Source organism: Pseudokineococcus sp. 1T1Z-3, assembly GCF_037482365.1.
Lineage (GTDB): Bacteria > Actinomycetota > Actinomycetes > Actinomycetales > Quadrisphaeraceae > Pseudokineococcus.
Genome location: NZ_JBBHZF010000018.1, coordinates 19,273 through 42,883, shown reverse-complemented (window position 1 = coordinate 42,883; position 23,611 = coordinate 19,273). Strand labels below are relative to the sequence as shown.

The 23,611-nt window shown below is 71.1% G+C and carries 23 protein-coding genes, 1 tRNA gene and 1 pseudogene; all 25 read left to right on the top strand.

The window, feature by feature from the left end; translation table 11 throughout:
• The first annotated feature begins 124 nt into the window (after positions 1-124).
• The 25 genes and pseudogenes from WDV86_RS05295 (at position 125) to rplN (ending at position 23,610) form a co-directional block, all read left to right on the top strand.
• Positions 125-197, top strand: a tRNA-Trp gene (locus WDV86_RS05295).
• Between the two features lie 128 nt (positions 198-325).
• Positions 326-625, top strand: a complete 300-nt coding sequence (gene secE / locus WDV86_RS05290; RefSeq protein WP_339566555.1) for a preprotein translocase subunit SecE — start codon at positions 326-328, stop codon at positions 623-625.
• 142 nt (positions 626-767) lie between these two features.
• Positions 768-1,535 carry a transcription termination/antitermination protein NusG gene (gene nusG, locus WDV86_RS05285; RefSeq protein ID WP_339566554.1) on the top strand — a complete coding sequence of 256 codons (768 nt, stop codon included), beginning with the start codon at positions 768-770 and terminating at the stop codon, positions 1,533-1,535.
• Between the two features lie 92 nt (positions 1,536-1,627).
• Positions 1,628-2,059, top strand: a complete 432-nt coding sequence (rplK, locus tag WDV86_RS05280; protein WP_339566553.1) for a 50S ribosomal protein L11 — start codon at positions 1,628-1,630, stop codon at positions 2,057-2,059.
• 117 nt (positions 2,060-2,176) lie between these two features.
• Positions 2,177-2,887: a 50S ribosomal protein L1 gene (gene rplA / locus WDV86_RS05275; protein ID WP_339566552.1), complete on the top strand. Its 711-nt coding sequence runs from the start codon at positions 2,177-2,179 to the stop codon at positions 2,885-2,887.
• 403 nt (positions 2,888-3,290) lie between these two features.
• On the top strand, positions 3,291-3,854 hold the full coding sequence (gene rplJ, locus WDV86_RS05270) for a 50S ribosomal protein L10 (RefSeq protein WP_339566551.1): 564 nt from the start codon (positions 3,291-3,293) through the stop codon (positions 3,852-3,854).
• Positions 3,855-4,003: 149 nt separating this feature from the next.
• Entirely contained in the window at positions 4,004-4,393 is a 390-nt protein-coding gene (gene rplL, locus WDV86_RS05265) for a 50S ribosomal protein L7/L12 (protein ID WP_339566550.1), read from the top strand.
• Between the two features lie 492 nt (positions 4,394-4,885).
• Positions 4,886-8,365: a DNA-directed RNA polymerase subunit beta gene (gene rpoB / locus WDV86_RS05260; RefSeq protein WP_445262950.1), complete on the top strand. Its 3,480-nt coding sequence runs from the start codon at positions 4,886-4,888 to the stop codon at positions 8,363-8,365.
• Between the two features lie 129 nt (positions 8,366-8,494).
• A complete protein-coding gene (locus WDV86_RS05255) occupies positions 8,495-12,397 on the top strand; it encodes a DNA-directed RNA polymerase subunit beta' (protein ID WP_339566801.1) in 3,903 nt (1,300 codons plus the stop codon).
• 345 nt (positions 12,398-12,742) lie between these two features.
• On the top strand, positions 12,743-13,117 hold the full coding sequence (rpsL, locus tag WDV86_RS05250; protein ID WP_123379914.1) for a 30S ribosomal protein S12: 375 nt from the start codon (positions 12,743-12,745) through the stop codon (positions 13,115-13,117).
• Positions 13,117-13,587, top strand: coding sequence for a 30S ribosomal protein S7 (gene rpsG / locus WDV86_RS05245; RefSeq protein WP_339566549.1), 471 nt, complete (start codon positions 13,117-13,119; stop codon positions 13,585-13,587). Before rpsL ends, rpsG begins: the two co-directional genes overlap by 1 nt.
• Positions 13,588-13,696: 109 nt before the next feature.
• Entirely contained in the window at positions 13,697-15,805 is a 2,109-nt protein-coding gene (gene fusA / locus WDV86_RS05240) for an elongation factor G (protein ID WP_339566548.1), read from the top strand.
• Positions 15,806-15,974: 169 nt separating this feature from the next.
• Entirely contained in the window at positions 15,975-17,168 is a 1,194-nt protein-coding gene (gene tuf / locus WDV86_RS05235; protein ID WP_339566547.1) for an elongation factor Tu, read from the top strand.
• A 409-nt stretch (positions 17,169-17,577) separates the two neighbouring features.
• On the top strand, positions 17,578-17,886 hold the full coding sequence (rpsJ, locus tag WDV86_RS05230) for a 30S ribosomal protein S10 (protein WP_339566546.1): 309 nt from the start codon (positions 17,578-17,580) through the stop codon (positions 17,884-17,886).
• 14 nt (positions 17,887-17,900) lie between these two features.
• Positions 17,901-18,575, top strand: a complete 675-nt coding sequence (gene rplC / locus WDV86_RS05225) for a 50S ribosomal protein L3 (protein WP_339566545.1) — start codon at positions 17,901-17,903, stop codon at positions 18,573-18,575.
• A 4-nt stretch (positions 18,576-18,579) separates the two neighbouring features.
• A complete protein-coding gene (gene rplD / locus WDV86_RS05220; RefSeq protein WP_339566544.1) occupies positions 18,580-19,281 on the top strand; it encodes a 50S ribosomal protein L4 in 702 nt (233 codons plus the stop codon).
• A gap of 50 nt (positions 19,282-19,331) precedes the next feature.
• The gene (gene rplW / locus WDV86_RS05215; RefSeq protein ID WP_339566800.1) at positions 19,332-19,637 is read left to right on the top strand and encodes a 50S ribosomal protein L23; all 306 of its coding nucleotides are present in this window, start codon (positions 19,332-19,334) and stop codon (positions 19,635-19,637) included.
• 40 nt (positions 19,638-19,677) lie between these two features.
• Complete coding sequence (rplB, locus tag WDV86_RS05210) at positions 19,678-20,517, top strand: 50S ribosomal protein L2 (RefSeq protein WP_339566543.1); 840 nt, start codon at positions 19,678-19,680, stop codon at positions 20,515-20,517.
• Positions 20,518-20,528: 11 nt separating this feature from the next.
• Complete coding sequence (gene rpsS, locus WDV86_RS05205; RefSeq protein ID WP_339566542.1) at positions 20,529-20,810, top strand: 30S ribosomal protein S19; 282 nt, start codon at positions 20,529-20,531, stop codon at positions 20,808-20,810.
• A gap of 125 nt (positions 20,811-20,935) precedes the next feature.
• A complete protein-coding gene (rplV, locus tag WDV86_RS05200) occupies positions 20,936-21,328 on the top strand; it encodes a 50S ribosomal protein L22 (protein WP_339566541.1) in 393 nt (130 codons plus the stop codon).
• On the top strand, positions 21,328-22,137 hold the full coding sequence (gene rpsC / locus WDV86_RS05195; RefSeq protein ID WP_339566540.1) for a 30S ribosomal protein S3: 810 nt from the start codon (positions 21,328-21,330) through the stop codon (positions 22,135-22,137). The genes rplV and rpsC overlap by 1 nt, the downstream gene beginning before the upstream one ends.
• Positions 22,138-22,140: 3 nt before the next feature.
• On the top strand, positions 22,141-22,560 hold the full coding sequence (gene rplP, locus WDV86_RS05190; RefSeq protein WP_339566539.1) for a 50S ribosomal protein L16: 420 nt from the start codon (positions 22,141-22,143) through the stop codon (positions 22,558-22,560).
• Positions 22,560-22,778 (top strand): annotated as a pseudogene (gene rpmC / locus WDV86_RS05185) (50S ribosomal protein L29); the annotation flags it as partial. The gene rplP and the pseudogene rpmC, both read left to right, overlap by 1 nt.
• 26 nt (positions 22,779-22,804) lie before the next feature.
• Positions 22,805-23,134, top strand: coding sequence for a 30S ribosomal protein S17 (gene rpsQ / locus WDV86_RS05180; RefSeq protein ID WP_445262949.1), 330 nt, complete (start codon positions 22,805-22,807; stop codon positions 23,132-23,134).
• A gap of 107 nt (positions 23,135-23,241) precedes the next feature.
• Complete coding sequence (gene rplN / locus WDV86_RS05175) at positions 23,242-23,610, top strand: 50S ribosomal protein L14 (protein WP_339566536.1); 369 nt, start codon at positions 23,242-23,244, stop codon at positions 23,608-23,610.
• The last annotated feature ends 1 nt before the right edge of the window (position 23,611 follow it).

Genomic DNA, 23,611 nt, shown 5'->3' with positions numbered 1-23,611 from the left:
CCCGGGCCCGGCGTCCCAGGCGTTCGACGGCGGGCGCGCCCTCCGCGTACAGTGCTGCGCGGCTGCCGACGTGCGCCCTGCGCCAGGTCCGCGAGGACAGGGTCGGGGGCGGTCCGGCCGGCCTAGGGCAGTGGCGCAATTGGTAGCGCACCGGTCTCCAAAACCGGCGGTTGTGGGTTCGAGTCCCTCCTGCCCTGCGGACGCCGTCTCACGACGGCGACGGCAGCCGAGCGGTCCGGCGCGGTGGGGCGCCCTGCCGGGCGTGCCCGCGCAGGCCTGACGGCCCCAGCACGCGCCACCGACACCGACCCGAGGCAGGAGCACAGTGAGCCACGCCGACGCGGCCGACGCCCCCCGTCCCGGAGAGGGCGGGCGCGGGAGCTCCGGACCCGGTGACACCCCGGCCCAGCACGGCGACGGGCGCCGCCCCGGGCCCCTCGGGCGGCTGGTCCAGTTCCTGCGCGAGGTCTGGTCCGAGCTGCGCAAGGTCGTGCGGCCCACCCGGGGCGAGCTGCTGCGGTACACGGGCGTCGTCCTCGTCTTCGTGGTCGTCGTGATGCTCTACGTGTCCGGCCTGGACTACGTCTTCGGGCGGGGCGCCCTGCTCGTCTTCGGCGGCGGGTAGTCCCGCCGCCCCGCCGGGTCCGCCCAGCGGTGCACGACCACCTCCGCCCCGGTCCGTGCCGGGGTCGACGCCCGAGGGGGCGGCGCGATCTTGCCGACCGGCGCCTCCCACCCGCCCAGCACGCCGGAAGGCAGGCCCACCCTTGACCGAGCAGCACACCGAGCCCGACGTCGACCTGGCCGAGAGCGACGACGCGCCGGCGCCCGCCGACGAGACCGTCGCGGACGAGGCCGTCGCGGACGCCGGTGACGGCGCCGTCGGCCCGGTCGACGTCGACGCCTCGCAGGAGGACGCCGACCCGGTCGCCGAGTTCAAGGCGGCGCTGCGGCGCGAGCCCGGTGACTGGTACGTCATCCACTCCTACGCGGGCTACGAGAACCGCGTGAAGGCCAACCTCGAGAACCGGATCACCTCCCTCAACATGGAGGACTACATCCACGGCGTCGAGGTGCCCATGGAAGAGGTCACGGAGATCAAGAACGGCCAGCGCAAGCTGGTCCGACGGGTCCGCATCCCCGGGTACGTGCTCGTCCGCATGGACCTCACCGACGAGTCGTGGGGCGCCGTCCGGCACACCCCGGGGGTCACCGGGTTCGTCGGCCACACCCACCAGCCGGTGCCGCTGAGCCTCGACGAGGTCTTCTCGATGCTGGCCCCGACCCTCGAGCCCAAGGAGCCCCGCTCCGGCGCGGCCGCAGGCGCCCGGGGCTCCGGCGGCGCGGCGGCGGCCACGGTCGAGGTCGACTTCGAGGTCGGGGAGTCCGTCACCGTCATGGAGCCGCCCTTCGAGACGCTCCCGGCGACGATCACCGAGATCAACGCCGACGCCCAGAAGCTCAAGGTCCTCGTGTCGATCTTCGGCCGCGAGACGCCCGTCGAGCTCGCCTTCAACCAGGTCGCCAAGCTCTAGGGGCGACCCCCAGTCCCCGGCGGCGAGTCAGCGCCGCCGGCCCGCCCGCAGCCCGAGCGGCGTCCGGGCGACCCCGCGAGAGAAGGATCAGCATGCCCCCCAAGAAGAGGGTCTCCGGACTCATCAAGCTCCAGATCAAGGCCGGCGCGGCGACGCCGGCCCCGCCGATCGGCCCGGCCCTGGGTCAGCACGGCGTCAACATCATGGAGTTCTGCAAGGCCTACAACGCGGCGACCGAGGCCCAGCGCGGCAACGTCGTCCCCGTCGAGATCACGGTGTACGAGGACCGCTCGTTCACCTTCGTGACGAAGACGCCGCCGGCCGCCGAGCTCATCAAGAAGGCCGCGGGCGTCGAGAAGGGCTCACCGACGCCGCACACCACCAAGGTGGCCAGCCTCACCGCCGAGCAGGTGCGCTCCATCGCCGAGCAGAAGCTCGAGGACCTGAACGCCAACGACCTCGACGCCGCGAGCAAGATCGTCGCCGGCACGGCCCGCTCCATGGGCATCACGGTGCAGGGCTGAGCGAGCCCCGCACCTCCTGCTCGACCGGCACCACCAGTGGCATGGCCCGCGCTGGCCTGACGACCACGACTCCGCACCGACAGACGCGGCCCCGCGCCGCAGCAGACAGGAGCTGACATGCGCAGCAAGAAGTACCGCAACGCCGTCGAGAAGGTCGACGCCGCGCGTCTCTACGCACCTCTCGACGCCGTCCGGCTGGCCCGTGAGACGTCCACGACGTCCTACGACGCCACCGTCGAGGTCGCCATGCGCCTCGGCGTCGACCCCCGCAAGGCCGACCAGATGGTCCGTGGCACCGTGAACCTCCCCCACGGCACCGGCAAGACCGCCCGCGTCCTCGTCTTCGCGACGGGCGAGCGGGCGGCGCAGGCCGAGGCCGCCGGCGCCGACGTCGTCGGCGGTGACGAGCTCATCGAGCGGGTCCAGGGCGGCTACCTGGACTTCGACGCCGCCGTCGCGACCCCCGACCTCATGGGCAAGGTCGGCCGTCTCGGCCGCGTGCTCGGCCCCCGCGGGCTCATGCCCAACCCGCGCACCGGCACGGTGACGATGGACGTCGCGAAGGCCGTCAGCGACATCAAGGGCGGCCGCATCGAGTTCCGCGTCGACAAGCACTCCAACCTGCACTTCGTCGTCGGCAAGACGTCGTTCAGCGACACCCAGCTGGTGGAGAACTACGGCGCGGCGCTGGAGGAGGTGCTGCGGCTCAAGCCGTCGGCGTCCAAGGGTCGGTACATCGCCAAGGCGACGATGACCACGACGATGGGTCCGGGCATCCCGCTCGACGCCGCGCGCACGCGGGGCCTGCTGGAGGAGACGACCGCCTGAGGTCGCCCTCGCCGTCCGTCGAGCCCCCGTCCGCACCTGCGGGCGGGGGCTCGTGCCGTCGGGGCCTCGTGCTCCTCGGCCGGCCGGTCGGGCGCGGGGCACGGGTCGGCGGCGTCGGGAGGCGGTGCTGGATTTGGTGCGCGACCCCGGCTGCGCCTACTCTCCTGGACGAACCGAAGACCGCCGGTCGCCGCCCCCGGGTGGTGCCAAGGCCCCGCTGCCGCGGGCGCCGGCGCAGGTGCCACAGCTCGGCCGGCCGCCCTCCTGAGGGCGGGCCGCGCCCCCAGAGCCCCGTGCGCGTCTGCGCCGGGGCTCTCGTCGTCCCGGGGACCGGCCGCCGGGCTCGCAGGAGCCCCGCGGCGGTGGTCCTGCCGAAGACCGGACCCACCCTGGAAGGAGGGCCATGGCGAGGCCAGAGAAGGAAGCGGCGGTCGCCGAGCTCGCGGAGAAGTTCCGCGGCTCGAACGCCGCCGTGCTGACCGAGTACCGAGGTCTGTCCGTCGCCCAGCTGAAGCGGCTGCGCCGCGCGCTCGGCGAGGACGCCACGTACTCCGTCTCGAAGAACACCCTGACGAAGATCGCCGCGTCGAGGGCCGGCGTCGACGCCTTCGACGCCGACCTCAAGGGACCCACGGCCATCGCCTTCATCACGGGTGACCCCGTGACGGCGGCCAAGGGCCTGCGCGACTTCGCGAAGGACAACCCCCAGCTCGTCATCAAGGCCGGGCTCCTGGACGGTCGCGCGATGTCGGCCGAGGAGGTCACCCAGCTCGCGGACCTGGAGTCGCGCGAGGTGCTCCTGGCCAAGGCGGCGGGCGCCATGAAGGCGACGCTGACCCGTGGTGCCGTCGTCGTGGCGGCGCCGCTGTCCAAGGCGGTGCGGACCTTCGAGGCGCTGCGCGTGCAGCGCGAGGAGGGGGCTCCCGCCGCCCCGGCCGACCAGGCCGAGGAGAGCGCGGACGCCTGAGCCGCCGCGTCCCGGCCGGCGTCGGGGCGCACGCGGCGCGAGCCGCCAGCAGGTACCTGACCGACCCGAGAACCACCCACCCCAGCGCCTGACCGGCTCACCGGCCGCGGGCGCCCCCCGCGGGGGACCGACCAGGAAGGACCGCCACCATGGCGAAGCTCAGCACCGACGAGCTGCTCGACGCGTTCAAGGAGCTCACCCTCATCGAGCTCTCCGACTTCGTGAAGAAGTTCGAGGAGACCTTCGACGTCACCGCCGCCGCGCCCGTCGCGGTCGCCGGTGGCGCTGCCGCCGGCGGCGGCGCCGAGGCGCCCGCCGAGGAGGAGAAGACCGAGTTCGACGTCGTCCTCGAGGCGGCCGGCGACAAGAAGATCCAGGTCATCAAGGAGGTCCGCGCGCTCACGAGCCTGGGCCTCAAGGAGGCCAAGGACCTCGTGGACGGCGCTCCGAAGAACGTCCTCGAGGGCGTCGCCAAGGAGGCCGCCGACGCCGCCAAGGCCCAGCTCGAGGGCGCCGGCGCCACCGTCACCGTCAAGTGACACCCTCCCGACGCCGACGGTCACCGACCGTCTGAGCGTCGGGAGCAGCACCACCGCCGAGGGGCGGGGCCGCGGGGGACCGCGACCCCGCCCCTCGGTGCGTCCCCGGTGCGTCCCCCGGGCGCCTCTCTGCGGGCCGCCGCCGTGGACGACGCTCGCCCCGCCCGCGCTGCGGCGACCGGGTGACGGCGGGTGTCCCTCTTGACCGGGAGGCCGGGTTCGGCCAGAGTTCCTCGCGCAGTCCAGCCCCACGGCTCACCCGACCGGGCCCGCGCGCCAGCCCTGGCACGCGGCCGGCAGGGTGCCGTGCCCCGACGAGGACGTCGGCGGCGGGGGTTGGACATCGAGGTGTGCCTGCGCCTAGTATTGGGACTTCGCCTGTCCTGCGCCGACCCCTCAGATGCCCGCGCCTCGGTGGCGCGTCGGTGGGGGGCGATCGGCAGCGCCCCCGCAGGGCCGGCTGATCCGCCTTCAGGCACGGAAGGACCCCTCTTGGCCGTCTCGCGCACAGCGTCCGACCCCACCAGCTCCCCCGCACGCCGTATCTCTTTCGCCAAGATCGACGAGCCGCTCGACGTCCCCGACCTCCTGGCCCTGCAGACCGAGAACTTCGACTGGCTGCTCGGCAACGACCGCTGGCAGTCCCGCGTCGAGGTCGCGCTGGAGCAGGGCCGACAGGACGTCCCCACCAGCTCGGGCCTCGAGGAGATCTTCGAGGAGATCTCGCCGATCGAGGACTTCTCCGGCTCCATGTCGCTGTCCTTCCGCGACCACCGATTCGAGCCTCCGAAGTACTCCCTCGAGGAGTGCAAGGAGCGCGACATGACCTATGCCGCGCCGCTGTTCGTGACGGCCGAGTTCATGAACGCCACGACGGGCGAGATCAAGAGCCAGACGGTCTTCATGGGCGACTTCCCGCTCATGACCGACCGCGGCACCTTCGTCATCAACGGCACCGAGCGCGTCGTCGTCTCCCAGCTGGTGCGCTCGCCGGGCGTGTACTTCGAGCGCTCGCTCGACAAGCTCTCCGACAAGGACGTCTACACCGCCAAGATCATCCCGTCGCGCGGTGCGTGGCTGGAGTTCGAGGTCGACAAGCGCGACACCGTCGGGGTCCGCGTCGACCGCAAGCGCAAGCAGTCCGTCACGGTCCTGCTCAAGGCGCTCGGCTGGGACGAGGGCAAGATCCTCGAGGAGTTCGGGGACTTCGAGTCCGTCCGGGCCACCATGGAGAAGGACGGCGCGACCACCACCGACGACGCCCTCCTCGACATCTACCGCAAGCTGCGCCCGGGCGAGCCGCCCACGCGCGAGGCGGCGCAGACGCTGCTGGAGAACCTCTACTTCAACCCCAAGCGCTACGACCTCGCCAAGGTCGGCCGGTACAAGCTCAACAAGAAGCTCGGCATGTCCGAGCCGCTGTCCGAGGGCGTGCTGTCGGTCGACGACATCGCCGCCACGGTGCGGCTGCTCGTCACCCTGCACAAGGGCGGGGAGACCATGCCGGGGGTGGACGAGGACGGCCAGCCGACCGACGTCCGCGTCGAGGTCGACGACATCGACCACTTCGGCAACCGCCGCCTGCGCAGCGTCGGCGAGCTCATCCAGAACCAGGTCCGCACGGGTCTGTCCCGGATGGAGCGCGTGGTCCGCGAGCGCATGACGACGCAGGACGTCGAGGCCATCACGCCGCAGACGCTCATCAACATCCGTCCCGTCGTGGCCTCCATCAAGGAGTTCTTCGGGACCAGCCAGCTGAGCCAGTTCATGGACCAGACCAACCCGCTGGCCGGCCTCACGCACAAGCGCCGCCTCTCGGCGCTCGGCCCCGGTGGCCTCTCCCGTGACCGCGCGGGCATGGACGTGCGCGACGTCCACCCCTCGCACTACGGCCGCATGTGCCCGATCGAGACTCCGGAGGGCCCGAACATCGGCCTCATCGGCTCCCTGTCGAGCTACGGGCGCATCAACGCCTTCGGCTTCGTCGAGACGCCGTACCGGAAGGTCTCGGGCGGCACCGTCTCCGACGACGTCGTGTACCTGACGGCCGACGACGAGGACGACGTCGTCATCGCCCAGGCGAACGCGCCGCTGACCGACGACCACCGCTTCGCCGAGGCGCGTGTCCTCGTGCGCAGCAAGGGTGGCGAGGCCGAGTTCGTGCCGGCCGACGAGGTCGACTACATGGACGTCTCGCCGCGGCAGATGGTCTCCGTGGCGACCGCGATGATCCCCTTCCTGGAGCACGACGACGTCAACCGCGCGCTCATGGGCTCGAACATGCAGCGCCAGGCCGTGCCGCTGGTCAAGGCCGAGGCGCCGCTGGTCGGCACCGGCATGGAGCGGCACGCGGCGGTCGACGCCGGCGACGTCGTCGTGGCGGCCAAGGCCGGCGCCGTCACCGACGTCTCCGCGGACGCCGTCGTCGTCAGCAACGACGACGGCAGCTCCTCGACCTACCGCCTGGCGAAGTTCACGCGCTCGAACCAGGGCACGTCCTACAACCAGCGCGTCGTCGTCGACGAGGGCGTCCACGTGGAGGTCGGGGACGTCCTCGCGGACGGCCCCTCGACGCAGGACGGCGAGCTGGCGCTGGGCAAGAACCTGCTCGTGGCGTTCATGTCCTGGGAGGGCCACAACTTCGAGGACGCGATCATCTTGTCCCAGCGGATCGTGCAGGACGACGTCCTGTCCTCGATCCACATCGAGGAGCACGAGGTCGACGCCCGCGACACCAAGCTGGGCGCCGAGGAGATCACGCGCGACATCCCCAACGTCTCCGAGGAGGTCCTCGCCGACCTCGACGAGCGCGGGATCATCCGCATCGGGGCCGAGGTCGTGCCGGGCGACGTGCTCGTCGGCAAGGTCACGCCCAAGGGCGAGACCGAGCTCACGCCCGAGGAGCGGCTGCTGCGCGCGATCTTCGGCGAGAAGGCGCGCGAGGTGCGCGACACGTCGCTGAAGGTCCCCCACGGCGAGACCGGCACCGTCATCGGCGTCAAGGTCTTCGACCGTGACGAGGGCGACGAGCTGCCCCCGGGTGTCAACCAGCTGGTGCGCGTCTACACCGCCCAGCGCCGCAAGATCACCGACGGCGACAAGCTCGCGGGCCGTCACGGCAACAAGGGCGTGATCTCCAAGATCCTGCCCGTCGAGGACATGCCGTTCCTCGAGGACGGGACGCCGGTCGACATCGTGCTCAACCCGCTCGGCGTGCCGGGCCGCATGAACGTCGGCCAGGTCCTGGAGCTGCACCTGGGGTGGATCGCCTCGCGCGGCTGGCAGGTCGAGGGGTCGCCGGGGTGGGCGGCCTCGCTGCCCGAGGCGGCGCGCTCGGCCGAGCCGGGCACGAACGTCGCCTCGCCCGTCTTCGACGGTGCCTCGGAGGACGAGATCACGGGTCTGCTCGGCTCGACCACGCCGAACCGCGACGGGGTCCGCCTCGTCGACGGCACCGGCAAGGCCCGGCTGTTCGACGGCCGCTCCGGCGAGCCGTTCCCCGAGCCGGTCTCGGTGGGCTACCAGTACATCTTGAAGCTCCACCACCTCGTCGACGACAAGATCCACGCCCGCTCCACGGGCCCCTACTCGATGATCACGCAGCAGCCCCTGGGTGGTAAGGCCCAGTTCGGCGGCCAGCGGTTCGGCGAGATGGAGGTGTGGGCCCTGGAGGCCTACGGCGCCGCGTACGCGCTGCAGGAGCTGCTGACGATCAAGTCCGACGACGTGCTCGGCCGCGTCAAGGTCTACGAGGCCATCGTCAAGGGGGAGAACATCCCCGAGCCCGGCATCCCCGAGTCCTTCAAGGTGCTCATCAAGGAGATGCAGTCGCTCTGCCTGAACGTCGAGGTCCTCTCGGCCGACGGCACGACGATCGAGATGCGCGACTCGGACGACGACGTCTTCCGGGCGGCCGAGGAGCTCGGCATCGACCTGTCGCGGCGCGAGCCGAGCAGCGTCGAGGAGGTCTGAGCCGGCGCCGGCGCCCGCCCCGGCGGTGCGCCGGCGCCTCGCTCCACCCCGCGCGACCCGGCCTCGTCCGGTCACGCCGCGGGGGCGGAGTCCCCGATCCACTCCCTTCACGTGAGAGAAGGAACCCCCTTGCTCGACGGCAACCTCTTCGACGACCTGCGCATCGGCCTCGCGACCGCGGACAGCATCCGCGAGTGGAGCTTCGGCGAGGTCAAGAAGCCTGAGACCATCAACTACCGGACCCTCAAGCCGGAGAAGGACGGTCTCTTCTGCGAGAAGATCTTCGGTCCCACCCGGGACTGGGAGTGCTACTGCGGCAAGTACAAGCGCGTGCGCTTCAAGGGCATCATCTGCGAGCGCTGCGGCGTCGAGGTGACGCGCGCCAAGGTGCGCCGCGAGCGGATGGGGCACATCGAGCTCGCCGCCCCGGTCACCCACATCTGGTACTTCAAGGGCGTCCCCAGCCGGCTCGGCTACCTGCTCGACCTCGCGCCCAAGGACCTCGAGAAGGTCATCTACTTCGCCGCCTACATGATCACGTGGGTCGACGAGGAGTCCCGGCACCGCGACCTGCCGTCGCTGCAGTCCGGCATCGAGGTCGAGAAGAAGCAGGTCTCCGACCGCCGTGACGCCGACGTCGAGGCCCGGGCCCAGCGCCTGGAGCAGGACATCGCCGAGCTCGAGGCCGAGGGCGCCAAGTCCGACGCGCGCCGCAAGGTCCGTGAGAGCGCCGAGCGGGAGATGAACCAGATCCGTCGGCGTGCCGACGCCGAGGTCGAGCGCCTCACGACCGTCTGGGACCGCTTCTCCAAGCTCAAGGTCTCCGACCTCGAGGGCGACGAGGTGCTCTACCGGGAGCTCAAGGACCGTTACGGCCTGTACTTCGAGGGCAGCATGGGCGCGGGCGCCATCCAGAAGCGTCTGCAGTCCTTCGACCTCGAGGCCGAGGCCGAGTCCCTGCGCGAGATCATCCGCACGGGCAAGGGCCAGAAGAAGACCCGCGCGCTCAAGCGGCTCAAGGTCGTCTCCAACTTCCTCACCACGAGCAACTCGCCCATGGGCATGGTGCTCGACTGCGTCCCGGTCATCCCGCCGGACCTGCGCCCGATGGTGCAGCTCGACGGCGGCCGCTTCGCGACGAGCGACCTCAACGACCTCTACCGCCGGGTCATCAACCGGAACAACCGCCTCAAGCGGCTCCTGGACCTCGGCGCGCCGGAGATCATCGTCAACAACGAGAAGCGGATGCTCCAGGAGGCCGTGGACTCGCTGTTCGACAACGGCCGCCGCGGGCGCCCCGTCACCGGTCCGGGCAACCGGCCGCTGAAGTCGCTGTCGGACCTGCTCAAGGGCAAGCAGGGCCGCTTCCGCCAGAACCTGCTCGGCAAGCGTGTCGACTACTCGGGTCGATCGGTCATCGTCGTCGGCCCCCAGCTCAAGCTGCACCAGTGCGGGCTGCCCAAGCAGATGGCGCTCGAGCTCTTCAAGCCCTTCGTCATGAAGCGGCTCGTCGACCTCAACCACGCGCAGAACATCAAGTCGGCCAAGCGCATGGTCGAGCGCGCCGGCGGCAGCGGCGCCCGCTACGGGCACGTCTGGGACGTGCTGGAGGAGGTCATCACCGAGCACCCGGTGCTGCTCAACCGGGCGCCGACGCTGCACCGCCTCGGCATCCAGGCCTTCGAGCCGCAGCTGGTCGAGGGCAAGGCCATCCAGATCCATCCCCTCGTCTGCACGGCGTTCAACGCCGACTTCGACGGGGACCAGATGGCCGTGCACCTGCCGCTGTCCACCGAGGCGCAGGCCGAGGCCCGCATCCTCATGCTGAGCAGCAACAACATCCTCAAGCCGGCCGACGGCCGGCCCGTGACCATGCCCAGCCAGGACATGATCATCGGGCTCTTCCACCTGACCGCCCTGCGCGAGGGCGGGGCGGGGGAGGGGCGCTCCTTCGGGTCGGTCGCCGAGGCCCTCATGGCCTACGACAACCGCGAGCTGGAGGTCGGCTCGCCGGTCACGCTGCGGCTGGAGGGCGTGGTGCCGCCCATGGGAGCCACGCTGCCCGAGGGCTGGGAGCCCGGGTCGCCGCTGGTGCTCTCCACGACGCTGGGCCGGGCGCTGTTCAACGAGGCGCTGCCGGTCGACTACGCCTTCGTCAACGAGGGCGTCGACAAGAAGCGCCTGTCGACCATCGTCAACGAGCTCGCCGAGCGCTACGACAAGGGCCAGGTCGCGGCCTCGCTCGACGCGCTCAAGGAGGCCGGCTTCCACTGGGCCACGCGGTCGGGGACGACGATCTCCATCGCGGACGTGCTCACCCCGCCGAACAAGCAGGAGATCCTCGAGACCTACGAGGCCAAGGCGGAGAAGGTCCAGCAGCAGTACGAGATGGGCCTCATCACCGACGACGAGCGCCGTCAGGAGCTCATCGAGATCTGGACCGAGGCCACCAAGGTCGTGGCCAAGGACATGCAGGACAACCTCGACGCCAACGCCCAGCGGAACTCGGTGTACCGCATGGTCACCTCCGGCGCCCGAGGCAACTGGATGCAGGTCCGGCAGATCGCGGGCATGCGCGGCCTCGTGGCCAACCCCCGCGGCGAGATCATCCCGCGCCCGGTGAAGTCGAACTTCCGCGAGGGGTTCTCGGTGCTGGAGTACTTCATCTCCAGCCACGGCGCCCGCAAGGGTCTCGCCGACACCGCGCTGCGGACGGCGGACTCCGGCTACCTGACCCGGCGTCTGGTCGACGTGTCCCAGGACGTCATCGTCCGCGAGGAGGACTGCGGCACCCGCCGCGGGCTCGTCCTCCCGATCGCCGAGGACGGACCGGGCGGTGGGCTGCGCCGCAGCGAGCACGCCGAGACGAGCGTCTACAGCCGGACCCTGGCCTCCGAGGTGAGCGGTGACGGCGGCCAGGTGCTCGCGGGCGCCGGTGACGACGTGGGCGACGTCCTCATCGACGCCCTCGTCGCCCAGGGCGTGCGCGAGATCAAGGTCCGCTCGGTCCTCACCTGCGAGTCGCGGGTCGGCACGTGCGCGCGGTGCTACGGCCGGTCGCTGGCCACGGGCAAGCTCGTGGACATCGGCGAGGCGGTCGGCATCATCGCCGCCCAGTCGATCGGCGAGCCGGGCACCCAGCTGACGATGCGCACCTTCCACACCGGCGGTGTCGCGGGTGACGACATCACCCACGGGCTGCCGCGGGTGCAGGAGCTCTTCGAGGCCCGCACGCCCAAGGGCGTCGCACCGATCTCGGAGGTGGCCGGCCGCGTGGCGGTCGACGAGACCGAGCGCGCCCGCCGGCTCGTCGTCACCCCCGACGACGGCGGCGAGGAGATCGCCTACCCGCTGACCAAGCGCTCGCGGCTGCTCGTCGAGGACGGCCAGCACGTCGAGGTGGGCCAGCAGCTCGTCCAGGGCGCCGTCGACCCCAAGCAGGTCCTGCGCATCCTCGGTCCGCGGCGGGTGCAGCAGCACCTCGTCGACGAGGTGCAGGAGGTCTACCGCAGCCAGGGCGTGGGGATCCACGACAAGCACATCGAGGTCATCGTCCGGCAGATGCTCCGCCGGGTGACGATCATCGACGCCGGGGACGCCGGTCTCCTCCCGGGCGAGCTCGCCGAGCGCGCCCGCTTCGAGGAGGAGAACCGCCGCGTCGTGGCCGAGGGCGGCAGCCCGGCGGCGGGCCGCCCCGAGCTCATGGGCATCACGAAGGCCTCGCTCGCGACCGACTCGTGGCTCTCCGCCGCCTCCTTCCAGGAGACGACGAAGGTGCTCACCGAGGCGGCGCTCGCAGGCCGGAGCGACCCGCTGCTCGGCCTCAAGGAGAACGTCATCCTCGGGAAGCTGATCCCTGCGGGGACCGGTCTCTCGCGCTACCGCGACGTCGTCGTGGAGCCGACCGAGGAGGCCAAGGCGGCCATGTACTCGATGCCGGGCTACGAGGAGGTCGACTACGACCACTTCGGGCTCGGGTCGGGCCAGGCCGTGCCGTTGGAGGAGTACGACCTGGGCGGCGACTTCCGCTGACCACATCACCGGGACCCCGCTGCGAGCGGGGTCCCGGTGAGATGGGCCCTGTCCCGGTGGCGCGCTTTTGACGCTCTTGCGGGCGGGTGCCTATCCTCGTGCGGACGTCCCGGGAGGCCCGGGCACCTGCGCGCGCCAGGCGAGCAGCCGGCGGGCCCGCGAGGTGCGGCCGGGCCGGTGCCCGGACGGTCGCGGGGCGGCAAGGACGCAGCAGCAACGAGAAGCAAGACACGCCCGAGCGCGGGGGTGGGCAAGAGCCCATCGCCGAGGTGCGGGCCGAAGAACGGGCCGGCCGCCGAGGGCGGCGGCATGCAACAGCAGAGACGACGTAACGGAGACCCACCGGTGCCCACGATCCAGCAGCTGGTCCGCAAGGGCCGGCAGGACAAGGTCGGGAAGCAGAAGACCCCGGCCCTCAAGGGGAGCCCCCAGCGGCGCGGCGTGTGCACCCGCGTGTACACGACGACGCCGAAGAAGCCGAACTCGGCGCTGCGCAAGGTGGCGCGCGTGCGGCTCTCCAGCGGCATCGAGGTCACCGCCTACATCCCCGGCGTCGGCCACAACCTGCAGGAGCACTCGATCGTGCTCGTCCGCGGCGGCCGCGTGAAGGACCTCCCCGGCGTGCGCTACAAGATCGTCCGCGGCTCGCTCGACACGCAGGGCGTGAAGAACCGCAAGCAGGCGCGGAGCCGCTACGGAGCGAAGAAGGAGAAGCGCTGATGCCTCGCAAGGGCCCGGCCCCGAAGCGGCCGCTCGTCATCGACCCGGTCTACGGCTCACCGCTCGTGACCCAGCTGGTCAACAAGGTGCTCGTCGACGGCAAGAAGTCCACGGCCGAGCGGATCGTGTACGGCGCCCTCGAGGGCGCCCGCACCAAGTCCGGCAACGACCCGGTCATCACGCTCAAGCGTGCGCTCGACAACGTCAAGCCCGCCCTGGAGGTCCGCAGCCGCCGCGTCGGCGGCGCCACCTACCAGGTGCCCGTGGAGGTCCGCGCGGGCCGCTCGACGACGCTGGCGCTGCGCTGGCTCGTCGGCTACTCCAAGGCGCGGCGCGAGAAGACGATGACCGAGCGCCTCATGAACGAGATCCTCGACGCCAGCAACGGGCTGGGTGCCGCTGTCAAGCGTCGCGAGGACACGCACAAGATGGCCGAGTCGAACAAGGCCTTCGCGCACTACCGCTGGTGAGCCCGCCGGCGCGGCACCGCAACGGTGCCGCGCGCGGGCACCAGGCACCGGTTCCGAGCGCCGCGGCGCAGGAGCCACCGACGAGCCCAGGGAAGAGGCTGCTAGAGCCGTGGCACAGGACGTCCTGACGGACCTCACCAAGGTCCGCAACATCGGGATCATGGCGCACATCGACGCCGGCAAGACGACCACCACCGAGCGGATCCTGTTCTACACCGGGATCAACTACAAGATCGGTGAGGTCCACGACGGCGCGGCGACGATGGACTGGATGGAGCAGGAGCAGGAGCGGGGCATCACCATCACCTCCGCCGCCACCACCTGCTTCTGGGAGGGCGCCCAGATCAACATCATCGACACGCCCGGCCACGTCGACTTCACGGTCGAGGTCGAGCGGTCGCTGCGGGTGCTCGACGGCGCCGTCGCCGTCTTCGACGGCAAGGAGGGCGTCGAGCCCCAGTCCGAGACGGTGTGGCGGCAGGCGGACAAGTACGACGTCCCCCGCATCTGCTTCGTGAACAAGATGGACAAGCTCGGCGCGGACTTCTTCTTCACCGTCCGGACGATCCAGGACCGGCTCGGGGCGACCCCCCTCGTCCTCCAGCTGCCGATCGGCGCGGAGAACGACTTCGTGGGCGTCGTGGACCTCGTCTTCATGCGCGCCCTCACCTGGCGCGGGGACACGGGCAAGGGGGAGGCGTACGAGATCGAGGAGATCCCCGCCGACCTCGCCGAGCAGGCCGCCGAGTACCGCGACAAGCTCCTCGAGGCCGTCGCGGAGACCGACGAGTCGCTGCTCGAGAAGTACCTCGGGGGCGAGGAGTTCACGCCCGAGGAGATCAAGAAGGCCGTCCGCGCCATCACGGTCGCGAGCAGCGCCTACCCGGTGCTCTGCGGCTCGGCCTTCAAGAACAAGGGCGTCCAGCCGATGCTCGACGCGGTGCTGGACTACCTGCCCTCGCCGCTGGACGTCGAGGCGGTGCACGGCCACGCCGTGGGCGACGAGGAGCAGGCGATGGTCCGCCACGCCGACGTCACCGAGCCCTTCTCGGCGCTGGCCTTCAAGGTCGCCTCGCACCCCTTCTTCGGCAAGCTCACCTACGTCCGGGTGTACTCGGGGCGGGTGGCCGCCGGGTCGGCCGTCGCCAACTCCACCAAGGGCAAGAAGGAGCGCATCGGCAAGCTCTTCCAGATGCACTCCAACAAGGAGAACCCCGTCGACGAGGCGAGGGCGGGGCACATCTACGCGATGATCGGCCTGAAGGACACGACCACCGGCGACACGCTCTGCGACGCGCAGGACCAGGTCGTGCTGGAGTCGATGACCTTCCCCGAGCCGGTCATCTCGGTGGCCATCGAGCCCAAGACCAAGGGTGACCAGGAGAAGCTCAGCACGGCGATCCAGAAGCTCGCCGAGGAGGACCCCACCTTCCAGGTCCAGCTCGACGAGGAGACCGGCCAGACGATCATCCGCGGGATGGGCGAGCTGCACCTCGACATCCTCGTGGACCGGATGCGCCGGGAGTTCCGGGTCGAGGCCAACGTCGGCAAGCCGCAGGTGGCCTACCGCGAGACCATCCGGCGCAGCGTCGAGAAGATCGACTACACGCACAAGAAGCAGACGGGTGGCTCCGGCCAGTTCGCCAAGGTGCAGGTGTCCATCGAGCCGCTGGACACGACCGAGGCCGACGCGGCGATGTACGAGTTCGCCAACAAGGTCACGGGCGGTCGCGTGCCGCGGGAGTACATCCCGAGCGTCGACGCCGGCATCCAGGACGCCATGGCGCTGGGCGTCGTGGCCGGCTACCCGATGGTCGGCATCAAGGCCACCCTGCTGGACGGCGCCTACCACGACGTCGACTCCTCCGAGATGGCGTTCAAGATCGCCGGCTCCCAGGTGCTGAAGGAGGCCGTGCGTCGTGCGGACCCGGTGCTCCTGGAGCCCGTCATGGCCGTCGAGGTCCGGACGCCCGAGGAGTACATGGGCGACGTGATCGGAGACATCAACTCCCGCCGTGGCCTGATCCAGGCCATGGAGGACGCCAGCGGCGCGAAGGTCGTGAAGGCCCAGGTGCCCCTGTCGGAGATGTTCGGGTACGTCGGCGACCTGCGCAGCAAGACGCAGGGGCGTGCCGTCTACTCGATGTCCTTCGACAGCTACGCCGAGGTCCCCCGCGCGGTGGCCGAGGAGATCGTCAAGAAGGTCCGCGGGGAGTGACCCGCGGGTCCTGACGGACCACCCGTCGGCGGGACCGCCGGCGACCTGCCCCGGCCTCGCGGCCCGGAGCAGCACGGAAGACCAGCACCACCCGAAGACCAGCACGATCACCAGGACCCGGCCCGGCACCAGACCCGGTGCCCGGGCAGACAGATCCCAGGAGGACCCAGTGGCGAAGGCCAAGTTCGAGCGGACCAAGCCGCACGTCAACATCGGCACCATCGGTCACATCGACCACGGGAAGACCACGCTCACCGCGGCGATCACCAAGGTGCTGCACGACAAGTACCCCGAGCTCAACCAGGCGTCGGCCTTCGACATGATCGACAAGGCGCCCGAGGAGAAGGCCCGCGGGATCACGATCTCGATCGCCCACGTGGAGTACCAGACCGAGGCGCGGCACTACGCGCACGTCGACTGCCCGGGCCACGCCGACTACATCAAGAACATGATCACCGGTGCGGCGCAGATGGACGGCGCCATCCTCGTGGTCGCGGCGACCGACGGCCCCATGCCCCAGACGCGTGAGCACGTGCTCCTGGCCCGCCAGGTCAACGTGCCCTACATCGTCGTCGCGCTGAACAAGGCCGACATGGTCGACGACGAGGAGATCCTCGAGCTCGTCGAGATGGAGGTCCGCGAGCTGCTGACCTCCTACGAGTTCCCCGGCGACGACGTCCCCGTCGTGCGCGTCTCGGCGCTGAAGGCGCTCGAGGGCGACGCCGAGTGGAGCAACAAGCTCATGGAGCTCATGGACGCCGTCGACACGGCGATCCCCGAGCCCGAGCGCGACATCGACCAGCCGTTCCTCATGCCGGTCGAGGACGTCTTCACCATCACCGGCCGCGGCACCGTCGTCACCGGCCGTGTCGAGCGCGGCAAGCTCAACGTGAACGAGGACGTCGAGATCGTCGGCATCAAGGAGACCAAGACCAAGACCACGGTCACCGGCGTCGAGATGTTCCGCAAGCTCCTCGACGAGGCGCGCGCGGGCGAGAACGTCGGTCTGCTGCTGCGCGGCATCAAGCGCGAGGACGTCGAGCGCGGCCAGGTCGTGTGCAAGCCCAACTCGATCGTCCCGCACACCCAGTTCGAGGCGTCGGTCTACATCCTCTCCAAGGACGAGGGCGGCCGGCACAACCCCTTCTACTCGAACTACCGCCCGCAGTTCTACTTCCGCACGACGGACGTGACGGGCGTCATCGAGCTGCCCGAGGGCACCGAGATGGTCATGCCGGGCGACAACACGGACATGAAGGTGCAGCTGATCCAGCCCATCGCCATGGAGCAGGGCCTGCGGTTCACGATCCGTGAGGGTGGCCGCACGGTCGGCGCCGGTCAGGTCACCGCCATCACCCAGTGACACCCGGCGCGGCGCCCCGGCGCCGCGCCACCCGCAGGACCCCGAGGGCCCGGGCGAGCACTCGCCCGGGCCCTCGCGCGGTCCGTGCCGGAGCAGGACCCGGCTGCTGGATTCGACGGCGCGGGGGGCCCTCTGGCAGACTGCTCAAGTTGCCCGCAGGGGGACACCTGCGCCCGCCGTCGGCGGTGCCGCACGGTGGTCCACGTGCGGGCGGGACGTTCGACAGCACGGCGCGGGACGCCCGGCCGCCCTCAGGGCGGCGGAGCGGTGTCCCACCTGGCCGCCAGCAGCGCGACACGCCCGACCTCGGGGGTGGGGACGCGCAGCAGCGGTCGGAGTCGGGCCGGCGCGCACGGCGCAGCCGGTCCCATGACCTCAGCGGCACGACGGAGAGAGAGATCGCGACGCCATGGCGGGACAGAAGATCCGCATCCGGCTCAAGTCCTACGACCACGAGGTCATCGACAGCTCGGCGCGCAAGATCGTCGACACGGTGACGCGCGCTGGTGCGACGGTCGTGGGCCCGGTGCCGCTGCCGACGGAGAAGAACACGTTCTGCGTGATCCGTTCGCCGCACAAGTACAAGGACAGCCGCGAGCACTTCGAGATGCGCACGCACAAGCGGCTCATCGACATCGTCGACCCGACGCCGAAGGCCGTCGACTCGCTGATGCGTCTCGACCTGCCGGCGGACGTCAACATCGAGATCAAGCTCTGAGGACTGCTGACGCCATGACCACCACCACACCCGACCAGCGCGTCGTCGCCGGTCTGCTGGGGTCCAAGCTGGGCATGACCCAGGTCTGGGACGCCGACGGCCGGCTCGTGCCCGTCACCGTCGTGCAGGCCTCGCCGAACGTCGTGACCCAGGTCCGGACCCCCGAGACCGACGGCTACTCGGCCGTCCAGCTCGCGACCGGTGCCGTCGACCCGCGCAAGGTCACCAAGCCCCGGACCGGCCACTTCGCCAAGGCGGGCGTCACGCCCCGTCGGCACCTCGTCGAGGTGCGCACGGCCGACGCCGGCACCTTCTCCCTCGGCCAGGAGGTGACGGTGGAGGTCTTCTCCGCCGGCCAGCTGGTCGACGTCGTCGCCACCACCAAGGGCAAGGGCACCGCCGGCGTCATGAAGCGGCACGGCTTCGCCGGCGTCGGCGCGTCGCACGGCGCGCACCGCAACCACCGCAAGCCCGGGTCCATCGGTGGCTGCGCCACCCCCGGCCGTGTGTTCAAGGGCATGAAGATGGCCGGCCGCATGGGCAACGAGCGGCAGACCACGCAGAACCTGCTCGTCCACGCGGTCGACGCGGAGAAGGGCCTGCTGCTCGTCAAGGGCGCCGTGCCCGGCCCCAAGGGCGGGCTGGTCCTCGTCAAGAGCCCCGCCAAGGCGATCGCGAAGGAGGCCTGAGCCCATGACCGCCACGTCCGTCACGACGGCACCCACGAGCCGGACCGTCGACGTCGTCGACCCGTCGGGTGCCGCGTCCGGCACCGTCGAGCTGCCCGGCGAGGTGTTCGACGTCACCACCAACGTGCCGCTCATCCACCAGGTCGTCGTCGCACAGCTCGCCGCGGCCCGACAGGGCACCCACGCCACGAAGACCCGCGGCGACGTCCGCGGCGGTGGCAAGAAGCCCTTCCGGCAGAAGGGCACCGGCCGCGCACGCCAGGGCTCGACCCGGGCGCCGCAGTTCACCGGTGGTGGCGTCGTCCACGGCCCGCAGCCGCGCGACTACAGCCAGCGCACGCCCAAGAAGATGAAGGCGGCCGCCCTGCGCGGGGCCCTGTCCGACCGTGCCCGCCACGACCGCGTGCACGTGCTGAGCGGCGTCGTCGACGGCGACCCGTCGACCCGAGCCGGCATCGCCGCGCTGAAGGCGCTCCCCGGTGTGGTCGGCAGCGGCCGGGCGAACTTCCTCGTCGTGCTGGACCGCGCCGACGAGAGCTCCTGGTTGAGCCTGCGCAACGTGCCCGAGGTGCACCTGCTGCGCGCCGACCAGCTGAACACCTACGACGTGCTCTGCAGCGACGACGTGGTCTTCACGGCCGCCGCGCTGGGAGCGTTCCTCGGCGGCTCCGTCGCCGCCACGGCCGAGAGCGAGGGCGAGGCGTGAGCGAGCAGGTGGAGGAGACCCGCGAGGTCGACACGAGCAGCGCCGGCACCCTGGCCGCGCGCGTGGGCAAGGACCCGCGCGACATCCTGCTGGCCCCGGTGGTCTCCGAGAAGAGCTACGGGCTCCTGGACGAGGGCAAGTACACCTTCCTCGTGGACCCGCGGGCGAACAAGACCGAGATCCGCATCGCCGTCGAGCGCGTCTTCGGCGTCAAGGTGACGGGCGTCAACACCGCGAACCGGCAGGGCAAGACGCGCCGGACGCGCGGGGGGACCGGGCGCCGCAAGGACACCAAGCGCGCCGTGGTGACCCTGCGCGAGGGCGACACCATCGACATCTTCGGCACGACGGCCTGAGCCGGCGTCTCGGACCTGCCACGACAAAGGACTGACAAGCATGGGCATCCGCAACTACAAGCCGACGACACCGGGCCGACGTGGCTCGTCGGTCGCCGACTTCGCCGAGGTCACGCGGTCCACGCCGGAGAAGTCGCTCGTGCGTCCCCTGCCCAAGAGCGGTGGGCGCAACAACAACGGCCGGATCACCACGCGCCACCACGGGGGCGGGCACAAGCGCGCCTACCGCCTGATCGACTTCCGCCGCCACGACAAGGACGGCGTGCCGGCGAAGGTCGCGCACATCGAGTACGACCCCAACCGCACGGCGCGCATCGCCCTGCTGCACTACGTCGACGGCGAGAAGCGGTACATCGTGGCGCCGGCCCGGCTGAAGCAGGGTGACGTCGTGGAGAACGGCCCCGGTGCGGACATCCGTCCCGGGAACAACCTCCCGCTGCGCAACATCCCGGTCGGCACGGTCGTCCACGCGATCGAGCTGCGTCCCGGCGGCGGGGCCAAGATCGCCCGCTCGGCGGGCGCGTCGGTGCAGCTGGTCGCCCGCGAGGGCAGCACCGCGCAGCTGCGCATGCCGTCGGGGGAGATCCGCCTCGTGGACGTCCGCTGCCGCGCGACGGTCGGCGAGGTCGGCAACGCCGAGCAGTCGAACATCAGCTGGGGTAAGGCCGGCCGCATGCGCTGGAAGGGCCGCCGGCCCACGGTGCGCGGCGTCGCCATGAACCCGGTGGACCACCCCCACGGTGGCGGTGAGGGCAAGACCTCCGGCGGCCGCAACCCGGTCAGCCCCTGGGGCCAGCCCGAGGGCCGCACGCGCCGCCCGGGCAAGCCGAGCGACAAGCAGATCGTCCGCCGGCGCCGCACCGGCAAGAAGAAGCGCTGAGGAGACCGGACATGCCGCGCAGCCTGAAGAAGGGCCCCTTCGTCGACGACCACCTGCAGAAGAAGGTGGACGTCCAGAACGACAAGGGCACCAAGAACGTCATCAAGACCTGGTCCCGGCGCTCCGTCGTCACCCCGGACTTCCTGGGCCACACCTTCGCCGTCCACGACGGCCGCAAGCACGTGCCGGTGTTCGTCACCGAGTCGATGGTCGGGCACAAGCTCGGCGAGTTCGCGCCCACGCGGACCTTCCGCGGGCACGTGAAGGACGACCGCAAGGGCCGTCGCCGCTGACCGCAGCGGCCGGCAGGTCCGGGCCGGGCGCCCTGCCCGGGACGGGCCAGGGCGCACAGCCCGGCACGGACCCGACGAGCAGCGCCCCCGGCGTGCACGTGTAGAGGAAGAGAAGGCAGGACACCATGGAAGCCATGGCGAAGGCGCGCTACGTGCGCGTCACGCCCCAGAAGGCCCGGCGCGTCGTCGACCTGGTCCGGGGTCGCCGCACGCCCGACGCGCTGGCCGTGCTCGCGTTCGCGCCGCAGGCGGCGAGCGAGCCCGTGCGCAAGGTCGTCGAGAGCGCCATCGCGAACGCCCGCGTCAAGGCCGACGAGGTCGGCGAGGCCTTCGACGAGCGAGAGCTCGTCATCGCCTCGGCCTTCGTCGACGAGGGCCCGACGATGAAGCGCTTCCGGCCGCGCGCCCAGGGCCGGGCGGCCCGCATCAACAAGCGCACGAGCCACATCACGGTGGTCGTGGCGCCCGCTCCGGCGCGCGCCCGGGCGGCTGCCTCGAGCACGGGGAGGACCTCCTAGTGGGCCAGAAGATCAACCCGCACGGCTTCCGTCTGGGGATCACGACCGAGCACCGCTCGCGGTGGTTCGCCGACTCGACGAAGTCGGGCCAGCGCTACCGCGACTACGTGGGCGAGGACGTCTCGATCCGCAAGCTCATGTCCACGGGCATGGAGCGGGCCGGCATCGCCAAGGTGGACATCGAGCGCACCCGCGACCGGGTCCGCGTCGACATCCACACGGCTCGTCCGGGCATCGTGATCGGCCGGCGTGGCGCCGAGGCGGACCGCCTCCGCGGGGAGCTGGAGAAGCTCACCGGCAAGCAGGTCCAGCTGAACATCCTCGAGGTGAAGAACCCCGAGACCGACGCCCAGCTGGTCGCCCAGGGCATCGCCGAGCAGCTGGCCAGCCGCGTCGCGTGGCGCCGGGCCATGCGCAAGGGGATGCAGACCGCCTCCCGGGCGGGGGCCAAGGGCATCCGCGTGCAGTGCTCCGGCCGCCTCGGCGGCGCCGAGATGAGCCGCTCGGAGTTCTACCGCGAGGGCCGGGTGCCCCTGCACACGCTGCGCGCGAACATCGACTACGGCTTCTACGAGGCCAAGACGACCTTCGGCCGCATCGGCGTGAAGGTCTGGATCTACAAGGGCGACCTCACGAGCCGCGAGCTCGCCCAGCAGCAGGCGAACGCCCCGCGCGGCCCCCGCGGCCCGCGCGCCGAGCGTCCGACGCGCGGACGTCGCCCCGGCAGCGACGGGCCGCCCGCCCAGGCGCCCGCGACCGAGGCCGGCGTCGCCCCGCAGGCCGTGGCCGACCCCGGAACGGAGGGCTGAGACGTGCTCGTGCCCCGCAGGCTCAAGCACCGCAAGCAGCACCACCCGCGGCGCACCGGTGCCGCGAAGGGTGGGACGACGATCGCCTTCGGCGACTTCGGCATCCAGGCGTTGGAGCCGGCGTACGTGACGAACCGGCAGATCGAGTCGGCGCGCATCGCCATGACCCGCTACATGAAGCGTGGCGGGAAGGTGTGGATCAACATCTACCCCGACCGGCCGCTCACCAAGAAGCCCGCCGAGACCCGCATGGGCTCCGGCAAGGGCTCGCCGGAGTGGTGGGTCGCCAACGTCAAGCCGGGCCGGATGATGTTCGAGATCTCCGGCGTCGCCGAGCCCGTGGCCCGCGAGGCCATGCGGCTCGCTATCCACAAGCTGCCGATGAAGTGCCGCTTCGTCGCGCGCGAGGGGAGTGAGGTCTGATGGCCGTCGGGAGCAAGGACCTCGCACCGTCCGCCCTGCGTGAGAAGGGCCCCGACCAGCTGGTCGAGGAGCTGCGCCGGGCCAAGGAGGAGCTGTTCAACCTCCGGTTCCAGTCGGCCACCGGCCAGCTGGAGAACCACACGCGGCTGCGCGCGGTCCGTCGGGACATCGCGCGCATCTACACGATCATGCGCGAGCAGGAGCTCGGGATCATCGCCACGCCGACCGGCGACGAGGACGCGTGATGGCGGACGGCACCGCACCGACCAGTGAGGACGCAGTGACGACGAGCGAGAGCAGCGCTGCCGACCAGAAGGCGCAGGAGCGCGGGTACCGCAAGACCCGCCTCGGCGTCGTCAGCAGCGACAAGATGGACAAGACCGTCGTGGTCGTCGTGGAGGACCGGGTCAAGCACCCCCTCTACGGCAAGGTCATCCGCCGCACCAGCAAGGTGAAGGCCCACGACGAGACCAACGCCGTGGGCGTCGGGGACCGCGTGCGCATCGCCGAGACGCGTCCGTTGTCGGCGACGAAGCGCTGGCGCGTGGTCGAGGTGCTCGAGAAGGCCGTCTGAGCCCGGCCGGGCGCTCGCCCGGCCGCTCACGCACCAGCAGCAGGTAGCACGTCCGTTCGGCCAGGCTCGGACGCCGAGAACCGGCACGACGACAGGAGTGGGAACAAGTGATCCAGCAGGAGTCGCGGCTCAAGGTCGCGGACAACACGGGTGCCAAGGAGATTCTCTGCATCCGCGTGCTCGGCGGCTCCGGCCGCCGGTACGCCGGGATCGGGGACGTCATCGTGGCGACCGTGAAGGACGCCATCCCCGGTGGTGGCGTGAAGAGGGGCGACGTCGTCAAGGCCGTCGTCGTCAGGACCCGCAAGGAGCGCCGTCGTCCCGACGGCTCCTACATCCGTTTCGACGAGAACGCCGCCGTGATCCTCAAGGGTGACGGCGACCCGCGGGGCACGCGCATCTTCGGGCCGGTCGGCCGGGAGCTGCGTGACAAGCGCTTCATGCGCATCGTCTCGCTCGCGCCGGAGGTGCTCTGAC

What these genes read in the sequence shown, in the direction of transcription:
- rplK (WP_339566553.1), top strand. Translation starts at nt 1,628, where the DNA reads ATGCCCCCCAAGAAGAGGGTCTCCGGACTCATCAAGCTCCAGATCAAG.
- rplA (WP_339566552.1), top strand. Translation starts at nt 2,177, where the DNA reads ATGCGCAGCAAGAAGTACCGCAACGCCGTCGAGAAGGTCGACGCCGCG.
- rplJ (WP_339566551.1), top strand. Translation starts at nt 3,291, where the DNA reads ATGGCGAGGCCAGAGAAGGAAGCGGCGGTCGCCGAGCTCGCGGAGAAG.
- rplL (WP_339566550.1), top strand. Translation starts at nt 4,004, where the DNA reads ATGGCGAAGCTCAGCACCGACGAGCTGCTCGACGCGTTCAAGGAGCTC.
- rpsG (WP_339566549.1), top strand. Translation starts at nt 13,117, where the DNA reads ATGCCTCGCAAGGGCCCGGCCCCGAAGCGGCCGCTCGTCATCGACCCG.
- rpsJ (WP_339566546.1), top strand. Translation starts at nt 17,578, where the DNA reads ATGGCGGGACAGAAGATCCGCATCCGGCTCAAGTCCTACGACCACGAG.
- rplC (WP_339566545.1), top strand. Translation starts at nt 17,901, where the DNA reads ATGACCACCACCACACCCGACCAGCGCGTCGTCGCCGGTCTGCTGGGG.
- rplD (WP_339566544.1), top strand. Translation starts at nt 18,580, where the DNA reads ATGACCGCCACGTCCGTCACGACGGCACCCACGAGCCGGACCGTCGAC.
- rplB (WP_339566543.1), top strand. Translation starts at nt 19,678, where the DNA reads ATGGGCATCCGCAACTACAAGCCGACGACACCGGGCCGACGTGGCTCG.
- rpsS (WP_339566542.1), top strand. Translation starts at nt 20,529, where the DNA reads ATGCCGCGCAGCCTGAAGAAGGGCCCCTTCGTCGACGACCACCTGCAG.
- rplV (WP_339566541.1), top strand. Translation starts at nt 20,936, where the DNA reads ATGGAAGCCATGGCGAAGGCGCGCTACGTGCGCGTCACGCCCCAGAAG.
- rpsQ (WP_445262949.1), top strand. Translation starts at nt 22,805, where the DNA reads ATGGCGGACGGCACCGCACCGACCAGTGAGGACGCAGTGACGACGAGC.